The organism is Ferdinandcohnia sp. GQ5 (assembly GCF_059759275.1).
Genome location: NZ_JCAXEW010000015.1, coordinates 68,944 through 86,184, shown reverse-complemented (window position 1 = coordinate 86,184; position 17,241 = coordinate 68,944). Strand labels below are relative to the sequence as shown.

General features: G+C 35.7%; 15 protein-coding genes. 14 read left to right on the top strand and 1 reads right to left on the bottom strand.

Translation table 11 applies throughout. The features are described from left to right. The first annotated feature begins 56 nt into the window (after window positions 1-56). The 11 genes from AC6CHV_RS17990 (at window position 57) to AC6CHV_RS17940 (ending at window position 12,213) form a co-directional block, all read left to right on the top strand. On the top strand, window positions 57-536 hold the full coding sequence (locus AC6CHV_RS17990) for a TRAP transporter small permease subunit (RefSeq protein ID WP_498079365.1): 480 nt from the start codon (window positions 57-59) through the stop codon (window positions 534-536). Then, window positions 533-1,819: a TRAP transporter large permease subunit gene (locus tag AC6CHV_RS17985; RefSeq protein WP_498079364.1), complete on the top strand. Its 1,287-nt coding sequence runs from the start codon at window positions 533-535 to the stop codon at window positions 1,817-1,819. Before AC6CHV_RS17990 ends, AC6CHV_RS17985 begins: the two co-directional genes overlap by 4 nt. A 52-nt stretch (window positions 1,820-1,871) precedes the next feature. Beyond that, on the top strand, window positions 1,872-2,186 hold the full coding sequence (locus AC6CHV_RS17980) for a carboxymuconolactone decarboxylase family protein (RefSeq protein WP_412898399.1): 315 nt from the start codon (window positions 1,872-1,874) through the stop codon (window positions 2,184-2,186). Window positions 2,187-2,215: 29 nt separating this feature from the next. After that, window positions 2,216-3,265 (top strand): DctP family TRAP transporter solute-binding subunit, encoded by a 1,050-nt coding sequence (locus AC6CHV_RS17975; protein WP_498079363.1) that lies wholly within the window; start codon window positions 2,216-2,218, stop codon window positions 3,263-3,265. A gap of 110 nt (window positions 3,266-3,375) precedes the next feature. Next, the gene (locus tag AC6CHV_RS17970; protein WP_498079362.1) at window positions 3,376-5,064 is read left to right on the top strand and encodes an AMP-binding protein; all 1,689 of its coding nucleotides are present in this window, start codon (window positions 3,376-3,378) and stop codon (window positions 5,062-5,064) included. A gap of 19 nt (window positions 5,065-5,083) precedes the next feature. Continuing rightward, the gene (locus AC6CHV_RS17965) at window positions 5,084-5,851 is read left to right on the top strand and encodes an IclR family transcriptional regulator domain-containing protein (protein ID WP_498079361.1); all 768 of its coding nucleotides are present in this window, start codon (window positions 5,084-5,086) and stop codon (window positions 5,849-5,851) included. Between the two features lie 24 nt (window positions 5,852-5,875). Next, the gene (locus AC6CHV_RS17960) at window positions 5,876-6,733 is read left to right on the top strand and encodes an amidohydrolase family protein (protein WP_498079360.1); all 858 of its coding nucleotides are present in this window, start codon (window positions 5,876-5,878) and stop codon (window positions 6,731-6,733) included. A 13-nt stretch (window positions 6,734-6,746) separates the two neighbouring features. Next, window positions 6,747-8,504 carry a CoA-transferase gene (locus AC6CHV_RS17955; protein ID WP_498079359.1) on the top strand — a complete coding sequence of 586 codons (1,758 nt, stop codon included), beginning with the start codon at window positions 6,747-6,749 and terminating at the stop codon, window positions 8,502-8,504. Between the two features lie 84 nt (window positions 8,505-8,588). Continuing rightward, entirely contained in the window at window positions 8,589-10,160 is a 1,572-nt protein-coding gene (locus AC6CHV_RS17950; RefSeq protein WP_498079358.1) for an AMP-binding protein, read from the top strand. Between the two features lie 249 nt (window positions 10,161-10,409). Then, entirely contained in the window at window positions 10,410-11,576 is a 1,167-nt protein-coding gene (locus AC6CHV_RS17945) for an LL-diaminopimelate aminotransferase (RefSeq protein WP_498079357.1), read from the top strand. Between the two features lie 112 nt (window positions 11,577-11,688). Further along, on the top strand, window positions 11,689-12,213 hold the full coding sequence (locus tag AC6CHV_RS17940) for a CBO0543 family protein (protein WP_498079356.1): 525 nt from the start codon (window positions 11,689-11,691) through the stop codon (window positions 12,211-12,213). 95 nt (window positions 12,214-12,308) lie between these two features. Here AC6CHV_RS17940 and AC6CHV_RS17935 read toward each other — a convergent pair whose 3' ends face one another. Beyond that, complete coding sequence (locus AC6CHV_RS17935) at window positions 12,309-13,277, bottom strand: sugar phosphate isomerase/epimerase family protein (protein WP_121445115.1); 969 nt, start codon at window positions 13,275-13,277, stop codon at window positions 12,309-12,311. Between the two features lie 441 nt (window positions 13,278-13,718). Here AC6CHV_RS17935 and AC6CHV_RS17930 point away from each other — a divergent pair, with 441 nt between their 5' ends. From AC6CHV_RS17930 to AC6CHV_RS17920, 3 genes are all read left to right on the top strand, one after another. After that, a complete protein-coding gene (locus AC6CHV_RS17930) occupies window positions 13,719-14,708 on the top strand; it encodes a substrate-binding domain-containing protein (RefSeq protein WP_498079355.1) in 990 nt (329 codons plus the stop codon). 38 nt (window positions 14,709-14,746) lie between these two features. Further along, on the top strand, window positions 14,747-15,775 hold the full coding sequence (locus AC6CHV_RS17925) for a Gfo/Idh/MocA family protein (RefSeq protein WP_498079354.1): 1,029 nt from the start codon (window positions 14,747-14,749) through the stop codon (window positions 15,773-15,775). Window positions 15,776-16,124: 349 nt separating this feature from the next. Beyond that, window positions 16,125-17,123 carry a Gfo/Idh/MocA family protein gene (locus AC6CHV_RS17920; protein ID WP_341332095.1) on the top strand — a complete coding sequence of 333 codons (999 nt, stop codon included), beginning with the start codon at window positions 16,125-16,127 and terminating at the stop codon, window positions 17,121-17,123. Window positions 17,124-17,241: the final 118 nt, after the last annotated feature.

Sequence of the window (17,241 nt, the reverse complement as noted above, 5' to 3'; positions counted from 1 at the left end):
ATTAACATACCTTTAAAAAAGTTTAGAGCTAACTATGTGATAAAGGAGGAAAGTTATTGCGGATAATTGTTAAGCTCGAAGAATGGATTCTAGTATTGTTAATGTCTATCTTGTGTTTATTAACATTTGGCAATGTTTTGGCAAGATATATTTTTCATTCATCTTTCTCTTTTACTGAAGAACTTACAACAAATCTATTTCCTTTTATCATATTTATAGGTGCTGCCCTTTTGGCTAGGGAAAAAGGGCATCTTGGGTTTGCCTTACTCAATGATATACTGCCAAAGCGATTTTCAATTGTACTAATAATAATTGTTGGGTGCTTAACATCTATCTTTTTTATAGCATTGGTATGGTATGGAATAGATATGGTAATTCAACAATACCAATTTAATCAAAAAACTCCAGCTATGGGAATGCCTGCATGGATAATGGGTTTAGCTATTCCGTTAGGATCGTTTCTATGTATCTATCGTTTTTGGGAAGGATATATCAAGTCCATTCATGATCTATTGAAAGAGGAGGAAAGAAAATGAGTACAATCACACTTGCGTTGTTTGGATTGTTTTTTCTATTCCTTCTCATGAACATGCCAATTGCGGTAGCTTTGGGTTTATCCACTGTTATCACTATGTTTTTATTTGATTTACCAATACAATCTTTACCGGCAACATTATCATCATCTCTTACGAAATTTTCTTTATTAGCTATTCCTTTTTTCTTTCTGGCTGGTCTCATTTTAGAAAGGGCAGGAATCTCGAGGAGACTTATTAATCTAGCTCAAACTTTAACTGGCCATTTAACAGGGGGATTAGCAATTGTAGCGGTTGTAGCTGCATGTTTCTTTGCTGCCATCTCTGGTTCTGGGCCAGCAACAATGGCTGCAGTAGGTACCATTATAATCCCTGCGATGGTTAAGGCGGGTTATAAAAAGAAGATGTCAGCTGGTTTGTTGGCAACAGCAGGAGGAATAGGGATTATTATACCTCCAAGTATCGGCTATATTGTTTACGGAGTTGTTGCACAGGTATCAATTGGCGAGTTATTTATAGCTGGAATAGTACCAGGATTATTAATGGGATTATCTTTATCTATTATGAGTTACTTTATAGCAAAAAGAGAAAAAATTCCAACTTTACCACGGGCAAGTTTAAACGAAGTATGGAAAGCTTTTAAGGATGCTATTTGGGGTTTAATAGCACCAATTATTATATTAGGTGGTATTTATTCGGGAGTATTTACCCCTACCGAATCTGCAGTAGTTGCCGTTTTTTATGGATTAATTGTAGGACTATTTGTTTATAAAGAATTTAAGATTAAGGATTTACCACGAATCCTCCTAGATTCAGCAAAGACAACCGCTATGATTATGTTTATAGTTGCATCTGCAGCTTCATTCGGTTGGCTGATCACGATTGAAGGAATTGCTTTAGAAGTAGCAAATGCACTAATGAGTATCGCGCCGGAGAAATTTACGATGTTATTAATGATAACTATTATTCTTCTAATCGCCGGTATGTTCGTTGATGCAATTTCTGCATATTATATTTTTTTACCAATTTTTATGCCTATTTTGTTAAGTATGGGGATAGATCCCGTACATTTTGGAATTTTGATGACAATGAACTTAGCGATTGGTTTAATAACACCTCCTGTTGGAATTGATTTATATGTTGCGAGCGGATTGACAGGTCTACCTCTAAAGGAAATCTCTATTGGGATAATACCATTTCTTTTAGTATCACTTTTTGCATTGCTTTTAGTTACCTATATTCCAGAAATTAGTTTATGGCTGCCTCAACTACTTGATATGCGATAGATTGATAACTTGATTACTAAATAAAAATTATAAATAAATGGAGGGTATTTAGATGGAGAAACAAAATGAGATTCGAAATTGGCGTGAGGTTGTAAAAGAATATGATGAAGAAATGCATGAAAAATTAGTAAGTTACATAGGTCATATACTCGAGCGAGAATCTACAATTCCAAGAAAATATAAGGAGCTTATCCTTGTTGCTGTTTCTACAGGAATTAGATTTGAAAGCAGTATTGAATCTCATGCCAAAGGTGCATTAAATCATGGAGCAACAAAAGAAGAAGTATTTGAAGCCATGTCATTATCAGCCTTGTCAGCTGGTTTTACAGCCATGATAGAAGGAACAAAGGTATTAGATAGGTTATAACAATATTAAAAAAATAAGGGGGATAAAACATGAAAAATTTTCTTAAATTTATCACTGTTATAACAATATTTATACTATTATTCGCTTGTTCCACTTCTAACTCAAATACAAGTAATGAAGCAACAAATGAAACAGCTAAAGAAGAACAACAACAAGTTAGAGAACTTAAGTTTAGTATGTCAGTTGGGGAAACTTCACCTTGGACAAAAGGGGCTTATAAATTTGCAGAATTAGTAGAAGAAAAAAGTGATGGAAAAATAAAGGTTACAGTCTATCCTAATGGTCAATTAGCTGGAGGTAACCAAATCACTGAACTGGAATTATTACAAAATGGTTCAATAGATATAACTTGGCATTCAAGTATTATCCTTAGCTCTATTGATGAACGATTTATAGGATTTTCAATGCCATGGATTGCGTCTTCATTTGAAGATATGGAAAAAATTATGGATGGTCCGGGTAAGCAAGTATGGGAAGACCTTAGTTCTAAAGGTGTTGTCCCTTTAGACGGGTACAGCAGTAGTGGTTTTAGACAAATAACTACTAAAAATCAACCAATTGAAAAGCCTGAGGACCTAGAGAAATTAAAAATTCGGGTACCCGGTATAAGCATGTATACATCCATTTTTAACGAACTAGGAGCGAATCCAACGACAATGTCTTTTGGAGAGTTATTTGTTGCATTGCAGCAAGGAGCAGTTGATGGTCAAGAAAATCCAATAAGTTTAATAGAAGCTTCTGGTTACGATGAGGTTCAAAAATATCTATCTATTTGGAATTATTCGGCGGATGTAATTGGTATGCTGATTAACAAGGAATTGTGGGAGAGTTTAGATTCCGAAACACAATCTATTTTAAATGAAGCAGCTCAAGAAGCCGCACGAGAACATAGAAAAATGCAACAGGAAGCCGATCAAACATCCTTAGACGAACTATCAAAAACAATGGAGATTACAGAACTAAATCAAGAACAAATTAATGAATTTAGAAAAGTCATGGAACCGGTATATGAGGAATACAAGAGTATTGTCGGTGAAGATCTAATAAAGGAATTCCAGGATGCAGTAAGTGCGAACTAATTAAGTTCAAATGGGGGTGGACCGTTCAAAATATGTGAGTTGGTAAATGTCTACCCCCTCATTCTATAACCAATCCTCAACTTTATCAAAAGTGTAAGGAGGTAACCTAAGTGAAAAATAGTTATTACCCAGATTGGTATATAAATACACAAAAGACATGGGTACAGGTTTTGGAAGAAACTTGTACAAGATTCCCGAATAATGAATACATTGTTTTTAATGATGAAAGAATTACATACGGCAAGTTTTATGAAAAAGTAAATCAAATTGCAGGTGGCCTTTTGGAGTTAGGGGTAAAAAAAGGTGACGTTGTAGCCATTTGGATGCCGAATTGTCCAGAATGGATGCAAATACAATTTGCCATTTATAAAATAGGAGGCATTCTTCTACCCTTATACACTTACTACCGCACAATGGAAGTAGAATATGCCCTTAAGCAATCTGAAGCAAAGGTTCTATTTATGAAGGATATTTTTTTAGGAAAAATCGATGCTTTAGAAATTATGAAAAATATTTGTCCAGAAATTGACTCAAAGGAAAAAGAAGACTTTCATTCTGAGAAGCTACCAAATTTAAAAACGATTATTGGTTTGGACGGAAAAGAATTAATTGGAAGATACGACTTTTCTGAAGTTGTATCAACAAATGAGAATTGTATTCGTGAAGTAAATCGTATTGCAAAAGATATTAGTCCTTTTGATGTTATGAACATCATGTATACCTCTGGAACAACTGGATTCCCTAAAGGTGGCATGTCCATGCACCGAACAAACTTAGCAACTGTATATCACTGGACGACAATTGCTAATGTTTCGGAGCAGACAGTCATACTTGGCCAGGTACCATTATTTACGAACTTTGGAGGACTATATGTTGGGCCGCTAGCGATGCTCAGAGGGGCAAAGGTTATATTAACTGAGTATTTTAATGCGGAAAACTCGTTAAGGCTAATTGAACAAGAAGGTGTAACGTATATCCCTGGGTCACCAAGTATGTTTATTATGCTACTTGAGCATCGAGATTTTAGAGTTAGGGATGTAAGCACCTTAACTACTGGTCATGTGGCAGGTGCGCCTCTATCTCCCGAGCTTATGAACGACATTATCCATAAGATGGGTGTAAAGAATATTATGCAGGCGTATGGCCTTAGCGAGTGTGGTGGAATAGCAACAGTTACTTCTTCGGAAGATGAAATGGATAAAAGACTCGAGACAGTTGGTAAACCACTCCCGTCTGCTCAAGTGAAAGTTGTTGATATAGAGAGCAAAGCAACAATAAAAAATAAACCTGGTGAAATTTGGCTACATGATGTGCTTCCAGGATCTTGCGTTGGAAAAGGATATTGGAGAATGCCTGATAAAACGGAAGAGACCATCACGGAGGATGGTTGGTTTAAGACTGGTGATATCGGCATAATGGGTACCGATGGCTATCTTAGATTTGTAGGAAGACTTAAGGAGATGTTTACCGTCGGAGGTTTTAATATTTATCCAGCTGAAATTGAAAACTTTATTCAAACACATCCCGATGTTCAAGAAGTACATGTTATTGGAGTTCCAGATCATCGTTTAGGCGAGGTGCCAATGGCATGGATTCGTTTGAAACAAGGTGTATCTTTAAGTGAAGAAAGCATGATTGAATTTGTTAAAAAGAACCTATCAAGCCAAAAAGTTCCTAGATATGTTAAGTTTTTTGGTGAAGGTGAGCTTCCCATGACAGGCTCTGGGAAAATTCAAAAATATAAGCTTCGTGAAAAAGCGATAAACGATTATCAGTTGTTTAATGAAAAACAAGCGTGATAGAAGGGAAAAGCCTCTTATGAATCGTGAAAATGTAGAGTTAGTCCAAACAGTAGAACGCGCAATTCGAATAATGAATTGTTTCACAAAAGAAAATCCTGAATGGGGCGTTAGAGAATTAGAAAAAGAGCTTGAAATAGGTAAGAGTACCGTTCATCGGATTCTTCAAACTCTTCAAATATGTGGTTTTTTAACTCGAAGCAACCATACTGGAAAATACAAATTAAGTTTACGTATCTATGAATTGGGGCAAGTTGCTTTTGAGAGTTTTGACTTATTGACTGAGTCTACTGAAAACATGAAGAGACTTGTCAAAAGATGTAATGAAACCGTCTACCTTAGTGTGCGAAATGGAACGGAAATCACATATATAGGACGTGAAGATTGCGAACATCCGTTACGTTACATCTTGGAAATAGGATCAAATTCAGTCATGCATGTCAGTGCAGCAGGTCAAGCAATTATGGCATTCCTAAAAAAGAATGAAATAGAAGAAGTAATTAAAAAACATGGTTTACCACGTTTTTCAAATGGTCAAACGCTTACACGTACAGAGTTAGATGAAAAGTTACTAACGATTAGAGAAGAAGGCTTTGCATTAAGTTATGGTGGGAAAATCGAAGGAATTTATGGAATCGCAGTACCCATTTTTTCATCAGACTATATTATTGGCTCACTAGCATTCTCAATTCCAGAACAAAGATTTATAAAAGAGAAATTACACTCATTAGTGGATGTGTTAAAGGAAGAAGCGAGTAATATCTCAAATCGTTTGGGTTACCGATAGTAGAAGTAGAAGGGGAGTGGAATAGTGGAGAAAGAATATGGAATTATTGATTGTTGGACGAATGTTTTTACCCCAGAAGCATTGCATAAGATGTATATCGAAACAGAAGAGCTGTTTCAGATTGTTAACTGGTGGGGAATGCATGAAAAAGTGAAGGGGCACAAGGTTAATGATTTTATCTCAATCCTTGATGAAGCTGGAATTGAAAAGGTCCTAATACCTGCTTTTAGAATGCAATCCTTCCAAACAAAACAAATGTTATGGGATTTTGACAATAAAAAGATATATGATTTGGTACAAATGCAGCCAGATCGATTTGTCGGATTAGCAGGTATTAACCCACTTTTAAAGATGGACGGAGTTAGAGAGCTTGAAATGGCAGTAAAGGAATATGGGTTTAAGGGTGCTCATTTACATGCTAATGGTTTCGGTATTCCCCTCAATCATAAAGACTTATATCCATTTTACGCAAAATGCGTAGAGTTAGATATCCCTGTGATGATTCAAACAGGTCATTCAGCAGAACGTATGCCAAGTGAAATGGCAAGACCTATTCATCTAGACGAAGTTGCATTATATTTTCCGGAATTACGGATTGTCGCCGCACATACTGGATGGCCATGGGTAGAGGAATTAATCGCTCTTGCTTGGAAGCATCCAAATCTATATATTGCCACCACAGCTCATGCTCCAAAATATTGGTCTGAATCACTGAATCACTTTATTAATAGTAGGGGTAGAGGAAAAGTGATGTTTGGAACAGACTTCCCAGTATTAAAACATAAGGAAAGTCTAGAACAAATATACGAAAAAAACTATAGAGAAGAATCATTAAAAGCTCTGCTAAGAGATGTAGCAGTAAAAGTATTCAAATTAGACTAAGGAGGTAAGGCAAATGATAAATCAGGATGAAATTAAGTTTGATTTGCCTCTAAATGAAGGTAAAAGTAAAGTCATGCCATTATCAGAAGCTATTGCAAATTATGTAAAACCCAGGATGATGATTGATATTGGTTATAGCTATGGTAGACCAAATGCAGCGATAAATGAAATTGTAAGACAGTTTGAAGGGAAAGACCCAAAATTTTCAATCGTAACTGCAGGATTAGTAGCTAATCAAGCAGCACTCGTTAGTCGGGGGTTAGTTAAAAAAATAATTGCCTCATTTTGTGGGGATAATTTTCCGACTGCAGGCCCAAATCCTATTTTTCAACGTGCTTATAAAAACGGACAGATAGAAATTGAAAACTGGTCACTCCTTTCTTTAAATCAAAGATTATTTGCTGGTGCGATGGGTATACCGTTTGTTCCAACTAATTCGTTAATAGATAGTGGTATGTCTGCTAACGACGATTTCCAGGAGTTAACCAACCCTTTTGATGAAAACCAATCTGTTGGGATAGTAAAAGCGCTAAGACCGGATATTGTCGTTGTACATGGGTTAATGGCTGATGAGAATGGTAATGTCATACTTTCACCGCCATATGGGGAAGGTTTGTATGGTGCAATGGCAAGTAAGGAAGGAGTAATTGTTACAGTTGAAAAAATTGTTTCAACGGATTTTATTCGTAAACATGCAGCTCATGTAAAAATTCCAGGCTACTTAGTTAAAAGTGTATCAGAGGTTCCATTTGGAGCTCATCCTTATGGAGTGTTTAATCCTGGTATTGAGGGGCCAAGTTCATATGTTGAGGATCATGATTTTATTGTGACCGTCAGAAATAAAGCAAAGAATGAAATGGAATTTGATGATTGGACAAAGGAATGGATTTTAGAATGTAAAGACCATAGTCAATATCTAGAAAAAATAGGGAAAGAGAAATTACGGGCAATAAAACATGGAAGTCTTGCAGAATCGTGGAGAGAAGATTTACCACTTGACTTTTATAGTAGAGTTAATAAACCAGAATATACAGATGAAGAAATGATGGTTGTTGTTACTGCTAGAAAAATCAGTGAAAAGATGCGTGAAAATAATTATAATACTATTTTAGCAGGCGTAGGCTTTGCTAATCTTGCATCTTGGCTTGCAACGAGCGTATTAAAGGAAGAAAATTTTGACGTTGAATTGATGGCGGAAATTGGAATGTTTGGTTACCTTCCAAGGCCAGGAGAACCATTTATATTTAGTAATCGAAATCTACCAACATGTAAAATGTACTCCGATGTCCTTACAACATTAGGAATAATGGTTGGTGGCTCGAATAACCCATGTTTAGGAGCAATAGGCGCTGGTCAAATCGATAAATTTGGTAATATAAATTCAACTTTCACTGCAAATGGAGAATTTATGGTAGGGTCTGGAGGCGCGAATGATATAGCTTCCGCTTCACAGGAACTTGTGGTAACAGTAAAACAATCGCAGCACAGATTTATTGAAAAGGTGCCATATGTGACAAGTCCCGGAAGAAATATAAAAACTGTAGTTTCAACTTTAGGAGTCTTTGAAAAAGATGACAGTAATAATGAACTTATTCTAACTAGTTATTTTTATAAAAAAGGAGAAACAACAGAACAATCTGTTCAAAAAATCAAAAATAAGTGTGGTTGGGATTTACAAGTAAGTTCAGAACTAAAGGTAATCGAACCTCCAACAATAGAAGAATTAGAAATGATAAGATATTTTGATCCAAATAGGGTGTTCCTAAAATAGAAATATAGTTTATTCAATTTCTTGGTTTCTCATCAATAATCCTGAAAATATAGTGTTATAAATACAGTCGAGGAGGATTAATGAGTGAGCAATTTAGGTCTGGTTTTAAAGGATATGTACAATAAAGTTTTTCCATTATACGGAGATAAAACTGCAATCAATTTTAACGATGAGAGAATAACCTACAAAGAATTAGATAAACAAAGTAATCAACTTGCTCATGCATTTATTCAAAATGGAATTAAATTAGAAACTCCAATTGCATTATTAATGTCAAATTGCATAGAGTTTGCTATAGTTGACGTTGCTATTATGAAAATTGGCGCAACTAAGATACCAATAAATCATATGTTAAATAAAAATGAAATTTTATATATGCTAGAACAATCAAATGCCAAGGCTATAATTTGTGGACCGGAATGCAATTCGATTATTTCAGCCATTCGTGAAAAATTACCGTTTTTAGAAGTGATTATCGCATTATCTAATTCCATACCTCATGGCTTCATCAGCATGAAAAGTTTTATTCAAAATATGCCAGAAACTGCACCAGTTATTGATGTTGGACCTAGTAATATTGCATCTATTCAATTTACTGGGGGTACAACAGGTGTGCCCAAAGGAATTGTACAGACTCAAGAGAAAATAGCGCTTAATTTGCTTTGTGAAATCATTGAGTTAGAGCTTGTAGAACAAGATGAAATTTTATTGATGACCCCGCTAGTTCATGGGGCTGGAAAATTTTTAGAAAGTGGCTTATTAAAAGGGGCATCCCACATAATATTTGAAAAATTTGATCCTTTGCTTGCATTAAATGTTATTAAACAAAAAGGAAACATAGTGACTTTTATGGTGCCTACAATGATATACCGTCTGCTTGATGCCATTGATCAATATCAGATAAAAATATCGCCGAATGATATAAAAACGATTGCATATGCTGCATCACCTATCATGGAAGAGAGATTAAAACAAGGACTTAAGAAGTTTGGTCCTGTTTTCTATCAATTCTATGGACAATCCGAATGCCCGAATTTTATTACAAGATTGCGTAAATCAGATCACAGCCTTGATTTGGATAAGGTGCATCGATTACGTAGTTGTGGAACTCCTTCTTTTATGGCCAACGTAAAAATTTTTGATGAGAATGGAAAAGAAGTATCAAAAGGAGAGCAGGGGGAAATTGTTGTTAAAGCACCTTATGTTATGGAAAAATACCATAACATGCCTGAGAAGACGAATGAAACGATTGTCAACGGGTGGTTACATACAGGCGATATTGGGAAAATGGATGAAGATGGATATGTTTATTTACTAGATAGAAAGAATGATATGATTGTTACGGGCGGATTAAATGTATACAGTACGGAAGTGGAAAACATTATTCAAAAATTCCCTGGAATAAAACAAGTTGCTGTTATTGGAGTCCCTCATTTTGACTGGGGTGAACAAATTATAGCATTGGTGGTGCCTGATTCTAATAAACAGCCTATAAAGGAAGAACTTATCTCTTATTGTAAAAAATATTTGGCAAAATATAAACAACCCAAGGAAATCAAATTTGTATCAGAACTACCACTTACATCATATGGAAAACTAGATAAAAAGAAAATGAGAGAACCGTATTGGCGAAAAGAAAAGAGGTTAATAAATTAATAAAATTGTAAAACAAGCATTTGTATATATTAGCAAATGCTTGTTTTTTTGTAATTGTATTAATAAATGTTTGGTAGTGAATATTACGAAATGGTTACACCAATCACATCTTTCTGAAAACAATGTTTATAATTATTAGATTCATTTATGAGAAAAATTCTTTGAATTTATTGATTAGTTGATGACAGTCTAACTTAACTTTCAAAATCTTGCTATAATAATACTAATCAATCAAATGAGGTGACAGCATTGGATATCACACTATCACAGAAAATGAATGAATTTGGGGAATCGATTTTTAACGAACTAGCAAACTATAAGAAACAAAAACTGAGTGAGGGGCATGATATTATTGACCTAAGTGTGGGTAGCCCAGATTTGCCGCCACCACCGTATGTCATCGAAGCGTTGACTGGTCATGTACAAGATCCTTCATTATACGGATATTCATTAACAGGAACCGATGAGTTATATGAAGCCATTTCAGCATACTATTCAAACAGTTTTGATGTTTCGGTCCATAAGGATAATGAAGTCTTAATGGTTATGGGTTCCCAAGATGGACTTGTCCACTTTCCAATGGTTTTTGCTAACCCAGGTGATGTAGTTCTTGTTCCAGACCCTGGCTACACGGCATATGCAGCTGGTATCGCACTTTCAGGAGCAACTCCAATTGGAATGCCTCTTAAAGAAGAAAATGGATTCCTACCTGACTTGGATGCGATTCCTAAGGATGTTTGCCAAAAGGCGAAATTGATGATCTTAAACTTTCCTGGCAACCCTGTACCCGCACTTGCTTCGGAATTCTTTTTTAAGAAGGTGATTGAATTCGCGAAAAAACATCAGATTATTGTCCTACATGATTTTGCCTATTCGGAGCTATATTATGAAGAAAAACCGATAAGCTTCTTATCAGTAGAAGGTGCGAAAGAAGTCGGAGTTGAATTCAACTCGCTTTCGAAAAGCTTTAATATGGCGGGGTGTCGAATTGGATATATACTCGGTAACCCGGAAATCATTGCAGCTGTAAACCGACTTAAATCAAATCTTGATTATGGTGTTTTTTTACCAATCCAAAAAGCTGCGATTGCTGCTTTACGTGAGACGTCAAGTTTTAGTGAAAAACTTAGACAAACGTATAAAAAACGACGCGATATTTTGATTAATGGCCTGGATGAAATAGGTTGGCAAGTTGATTCACCAAAAGCCTCAATGTTTATTTGGGCGAAGGTACCGTCTGGGTTTACCTCCACTGATTTTACGTATCAGTTAATCAATGAAGCAGGAATTGTAGTCACTCCAGGAAATGCTTTTGGTCCAAGTGGCGAAGGCTATGTTCGAATTGGACTTGTTCAAAACGAAGAAACATTAGAAAAGACAGTCCATCGATTAAAAGAAATCTCACTGTTAAAATAGAGAAGGGTACGAATTAAGACTCCCTACGAGGCGAATCGAATTGAGGATTCGTCTTATTTTTATGTAAAATATTGGGTAATATAAATGTATAACTAACTCAGGAGTGTATTAGATGCACCTAATATATAATGCCTTACTTCTTTCGGCTGCAATCAAATGGGGGGATTGGAGAGGATGGCGAGAATATTACCCAACGATTCTATTCTTTATTATGGGTGATCTTTTAAAAAATTTCTTGTTCCATGATTACTTGATCTGGACCTACCAGGAAACGCTGTTTGCTCAAAACATCTTATCGAATCATACATTTATTTCATTATTAATTATGTTTGTTTCTTATCCTGCTACTACTCTCATTTATTTAGGGCGCTTTCCTGAACAGAAATGGAAACAGTTTTTTTGGATTGGACTGTGGGTATTAATATATGTAGTTATGGAATACATCAATTTGGAGTATTTGCATTTAATCAATCATCATCATGGTTGGACGATGGAATGGTCCATTCTTTTTAATCTCGTTATGTTTCCAATGCTAAGACTTCATCAAAAACGACCACTTATCGCATTGGGGTTATCATTTATTTGGATTATTTTTCTATTAACTAGGTTCCCAATTCCATTGGAATACATTAAATAAAAATTACATACAACTTTAAGAAAATATGGCACCGGTAGCCTTGCAGGAACAAAAATTAAGGAAAAGCTATTTTAAGCTTCTCCTTTTTTACATTTTTACGTCCACCACATCTCTCCAATTGACTCCTTTACCATAACCGGATTGAGGGTTTGAATCGCTTTTTTAAAACCTTCGTCAATGGACATTAATCCGTCCTCATGTTCAATGCTTACGACATAATCATAGCCAAAAAGACGAAGAGTGCTAATAATGTCAGCCCAAACCTTTGTATCATGACCGAAACCAACTGTTCGGAAATACCAGGAACGGTTCTGCATTTCATGATAAGGAGTCATATCCGTTAACCCGTTACGGTTTGTATTTGGTTGATCGATAATCGTATCTTTAGCGTGGAAATGATGGATTGCGTTCTCACGTCCAAGTATTTTTATAGATTCAACAGGGTCTATTCCTTGCCACCACATATGACTTGGGTCAAGGTTTGCACCGATTTCCGGACCACATGCTTCCCTTAAGCGTAAGAGAGTTGCAGGTGTATGGACGGAAAATCCGCCATGTAATTCGAGCCCAATCTTCACATTATGCTCTTTTGCGAATGCTGCTTTTTCCTTCCAATAAGGAATGATTTTTTCTTCCCATTGCCATTTTAGAATTTCTTGGTACTCATTTGGCCATGGGGAGACAGGCCAATTCGGATATTTTGCATGTTCATGGTCACCTGGACAGCCAGAAAACGTATTTACAACAGGGACACCAAGCTGACTTGCTAATTTAACCGTTTTCAAAATAAGAGAATCTGCTTCGTTTGCGATGTGTTTTTGAGGATGAAGAGGGTTGCTGTGACAACTTAAGGCGCTAATAATTAGTCCTCTACTAGAAATTTTTTCTAAGAATTCCTTTTGTTTTTGTTCATTATCTACTAATTCATCAACGTTACAGTGGGCATTACCAGGATAACCACCGGTGCCTAATTCGACTGCTTCAATACCTTCTGCTGCGACATGGTCAAGCATATCGTCAAGACTTTTATCTGAGAATAGAACTGTAAAAACCCCTAACTTCATAAAAAAACCTCCCCAATTTAAAGTATTGTAATCCGTTACAACCAATTATAGCAAAGAAAATAAAAAATTAAATATAAAAAATTGTTAAAATATAGGTTAAAGTTTAAATATTGACAAAAAATTTCAGAGTACCTACAATCATAATTGTAATCGATTACATTTTTTAAACTTTATTCGGTAGAAGTCCTCCGCTTCTATAAGTGGGTTAATACAATATGAGCAACTAATTTTAGTGGGAGGGGCAAACCCTGACTTAATAAAGTTAAAGCCTTGCAGATGCCACAGATATTCAAAGATAAATTTTCGAGCAATAAGATCAAAGACTAAAAGCACCACGTCCTGCGGCAACGTCCTTATTACCCACTTCCTGTGGGCCAAATAATCTGGGCGCAAATACGCCAAGGCGCATTTGATTATTTAGTTTGAAAGTGGGGACCAAAAATGGCAAATATTCAACAGGTAGCTCAAAAAGCAGGTGTTTCCGTCGCAACGGTTTCAAGGGTCCTTAATAATGCTACGTCTGTAAGTCCGAAAACAAGGCTAAAAGTTGAAAATGCAATTAAAGATCTAAATTATGAACCTAGTATGCTAGGAAGAAATCTTCGGAACTCCGAAAGTCGACTGTTATTAGTATTACTTCCAAGTATTTCAAATCCCTTTTACACAGAAATTATCAACGGAATCCAAAATACAGCCATTATCAACAACTACAATATACTTCTATGCGAAACGGATTCCAATCCACAACGAGAAAACATATATTTTAACATGATTAAGAATAAATTAGCTGATGGTGTTATTTCGATGGATCCGACAGTTAATATGAACAAGCTAAATGAATTAGCGGAGAATTATTCTGTTATTCTCTGTAGTGAATATGAAGAGGGAGGTAGTATCCCTTATGTCACGATAGACAATGAATTGGCGGCTTATCAAGCTGTTAAGCATTTAATTAAGTTAGGCCATGAAAGAATAGCGCTCATCAATTCTGATGAAAAGTTTTTATATGCTAGACAACGTCGAAATGGGTATGAGCGAGCTTTAAAAGAATTTAATCTTCCAATCCGTGATGAATGGATCTACCACTCAAAAGAACTTGAATTTCAAAATGGTGTTCAGGCGATGAGGGTCATGTTTCAATTAGCAGAAAAACCGACAGCTTGTTTTGCTGTTTCTGACACACTGGCTATTGGAGCTCTAAAAGGAATTAATGGAAATGGCTTACGTGTTCCAAATGACATTGCTTTAGTAGGTTTTGATAATATTAGTTTCTCAAACATGACGAATCCAACCTTAACCACAATATCACAGCCGATGTATAAAATGGGGAGTATTGCAGCAAACATGCTGATTAGTAGTATTCAAGGAGAAAGGGTGGAAAGTGTGATTCTAGACCATGAATTAATAATTCGTGAGTCAACAATGGGGTAGGAATCTTACATTTTTAAAAAATAGGGAGGTTTTCAATCATGGGTATTAAGGTGGGCATTATCGGGTGTGGTTCCATTACTAGGCATAGACACGCACCAGAGTATAAAGCAAATCCACATGTTGAGGAAATTATTTTTTTTGACCGTAAAATTGAAAGAGCCCAGAGCTTGGCTAAAGAATTTAGTGGGCGAGCTGTAAAGACAGTTGAGGAACTATTCAACGATCCATCCATTATTGCCATTAGCGATTGTTCTTCTAATGAAGCCCATCATATTAATACTTCAAATGCGTTATTAAGCGGGAAGCATGTATTGTGTGAAAAGCCATTAGCTATTAATGTGAAATATGCTGAGGTAATCCTAGAAGCACAACGGAAATCTGGGAAAAAATTAATGGTCGACCATAACCAACGTTTCACAAATGCACATCAGAAAGCAAAAGAAATAATAGATAAAAAGGAACTAGGTGAGGTATTAACTTTCAAAACCTCTTTTGGTCATCAAGGTCCTGAGAATTGGGGAGTAAACAAATCAAACTCTACTTGGTTTTTTAAAAAGAATCGCTCTTATTCAGGTGTTGCAGGTGATTTAGGAATTCATAAAATTGATTTAATTCACTATCTGCTAGATGACGAAATTGTGGATGTTCACTCCTTCTATGGTGCGTTAGATAAGGTAGATGAAAATGGTAAACCAATAGAAGTATGTGACAATGTTGTCTGTGCATTAAAAACGCAGAAAGGCCGTTTGGGAACAGCTTCGTTTTCATGGACATATTATGGTTCAGAAGATAATTCAACGATTATCTACTGTCAATTGGGAATCCTAAAAATTTATCATGATCCAAGTGCGCCGTTACTAATTGAGAAAAGGGATGGCTCGATTAAGAGGTATGAACTAGAATCCATTCAGACAAATGACAACCAAACGAATTCAGGTGTTATCGATTCATTTATTGATTCAATCATTAATGAAATAGAGCCTCCAGTTACTGGTGAGCAAGCGGTTGCTTCTCTTAGGGTTGTTGAAAAAATTCTTGGTTCAAAAGATGATACGTTAGAACTGTAAAAAAAAGCAAACAACCCTTAATTGGTAAAAATGATAATTAATACCTAAAAATAATTGACTGAATATTGTTTATCTTATACTATAAATGTAACGGATTACAAATTGGTAATTCTTTACTAATATAATTAGTAACGTAGAGCTTGTACGATGAGTTGAGATTGCGATATGTAATCAATTACATGTTTGATAGAAGGCTACTATGTTAAAGCAGCTATCCATAAACCCAATACATATCGCGGCTTTTCGCTGGAGATTGTTGTCAAAGGAGCAAGCAAAGCAGGTTCACTCAAATTGAATTAGACGTTTCTGTCAAAAATCCTTTTAGATTAATAGGTTAAGAGGGGGAAACATGAAGCATATCGGGCTAGTTGGTTTGGGATTCATTGGTAAAGCACATCTAGACGTTTACCAACATATTGAAAATTGTCAGGTAACGGCAATATGTACCCGGAATAAAGTAGAAGACGTTGACATTATTCAAAGTTTTAATGGGTCTTTTGTCACGGATTACGAATATTTATTAAATAGTAAGGAAATAGACATCATTGATATATGTGTACCAACCTTTCTACATGAAGACTATATCATCAAGGCAGCTAGAGCTGGGAAACATATTATTTGTGAAAAACCACTAACACTTACACCTGAATCTGCAGATCGAATAATGGATGAAGTTCATAAAAATGGTGTCAAACTCTTTGTCGGTCATGTGCTTCGCTTTTGGCCTGAATACAAGGCAATCAAATCGTTAAGTGAAACTGACAAACTGAAAGATATTGAGATTGTCCATGCTAAGAGATTGGGGCAGATTCCTACATGGAGTGATTGGTTTTTGCACCCCGAAAAGAGTGGTGGAGCCCTATTTGATCTTCACTTACATGATATAGATTTCGTCCATTATTTAGTAGGCGAAGTTGAATCTGTATATGCTGTTGGAAACCAAAACAAATATGGTGCTTGGGACCATGTCATGACAACACTAATCTTTAAGAATAAAAGTAAAGCATTCGTTGAAGCCTCTCAACGTATGCCAATTGGCTATCCTTTTACCATGTCATTACGTGCACAATCGGCTCAAGGGACGCTAGATTTTAATCTAACAGCCGGTGAAAATATCGAAAACATAGAAAAGGGTACGAAACAATTTATCTACTACAATCACGAGGGAAAGTCAGCAGTAACCTTTGAAAAGAGCGATGCCTTTCAAAATGAATTATCGTATTTTATAAATTGTTTGGATAAGAACCAAGAAAATACAATTATACCTTTAAAAGACGTACTCTACACAATACAACTACTTAAAAATATAGAAGAATCCTTAGAATCTGGAAAACAAGTATATATGTAGTTGCCCACTTTACATACATTCGAGGTCCTCACAATAAACCACAACATGATTTTAACTCCTAGAAAAGAAAGCGCTTATATTTACTAGTAAAAACTATTTATTTACTTAGGTTTCAATT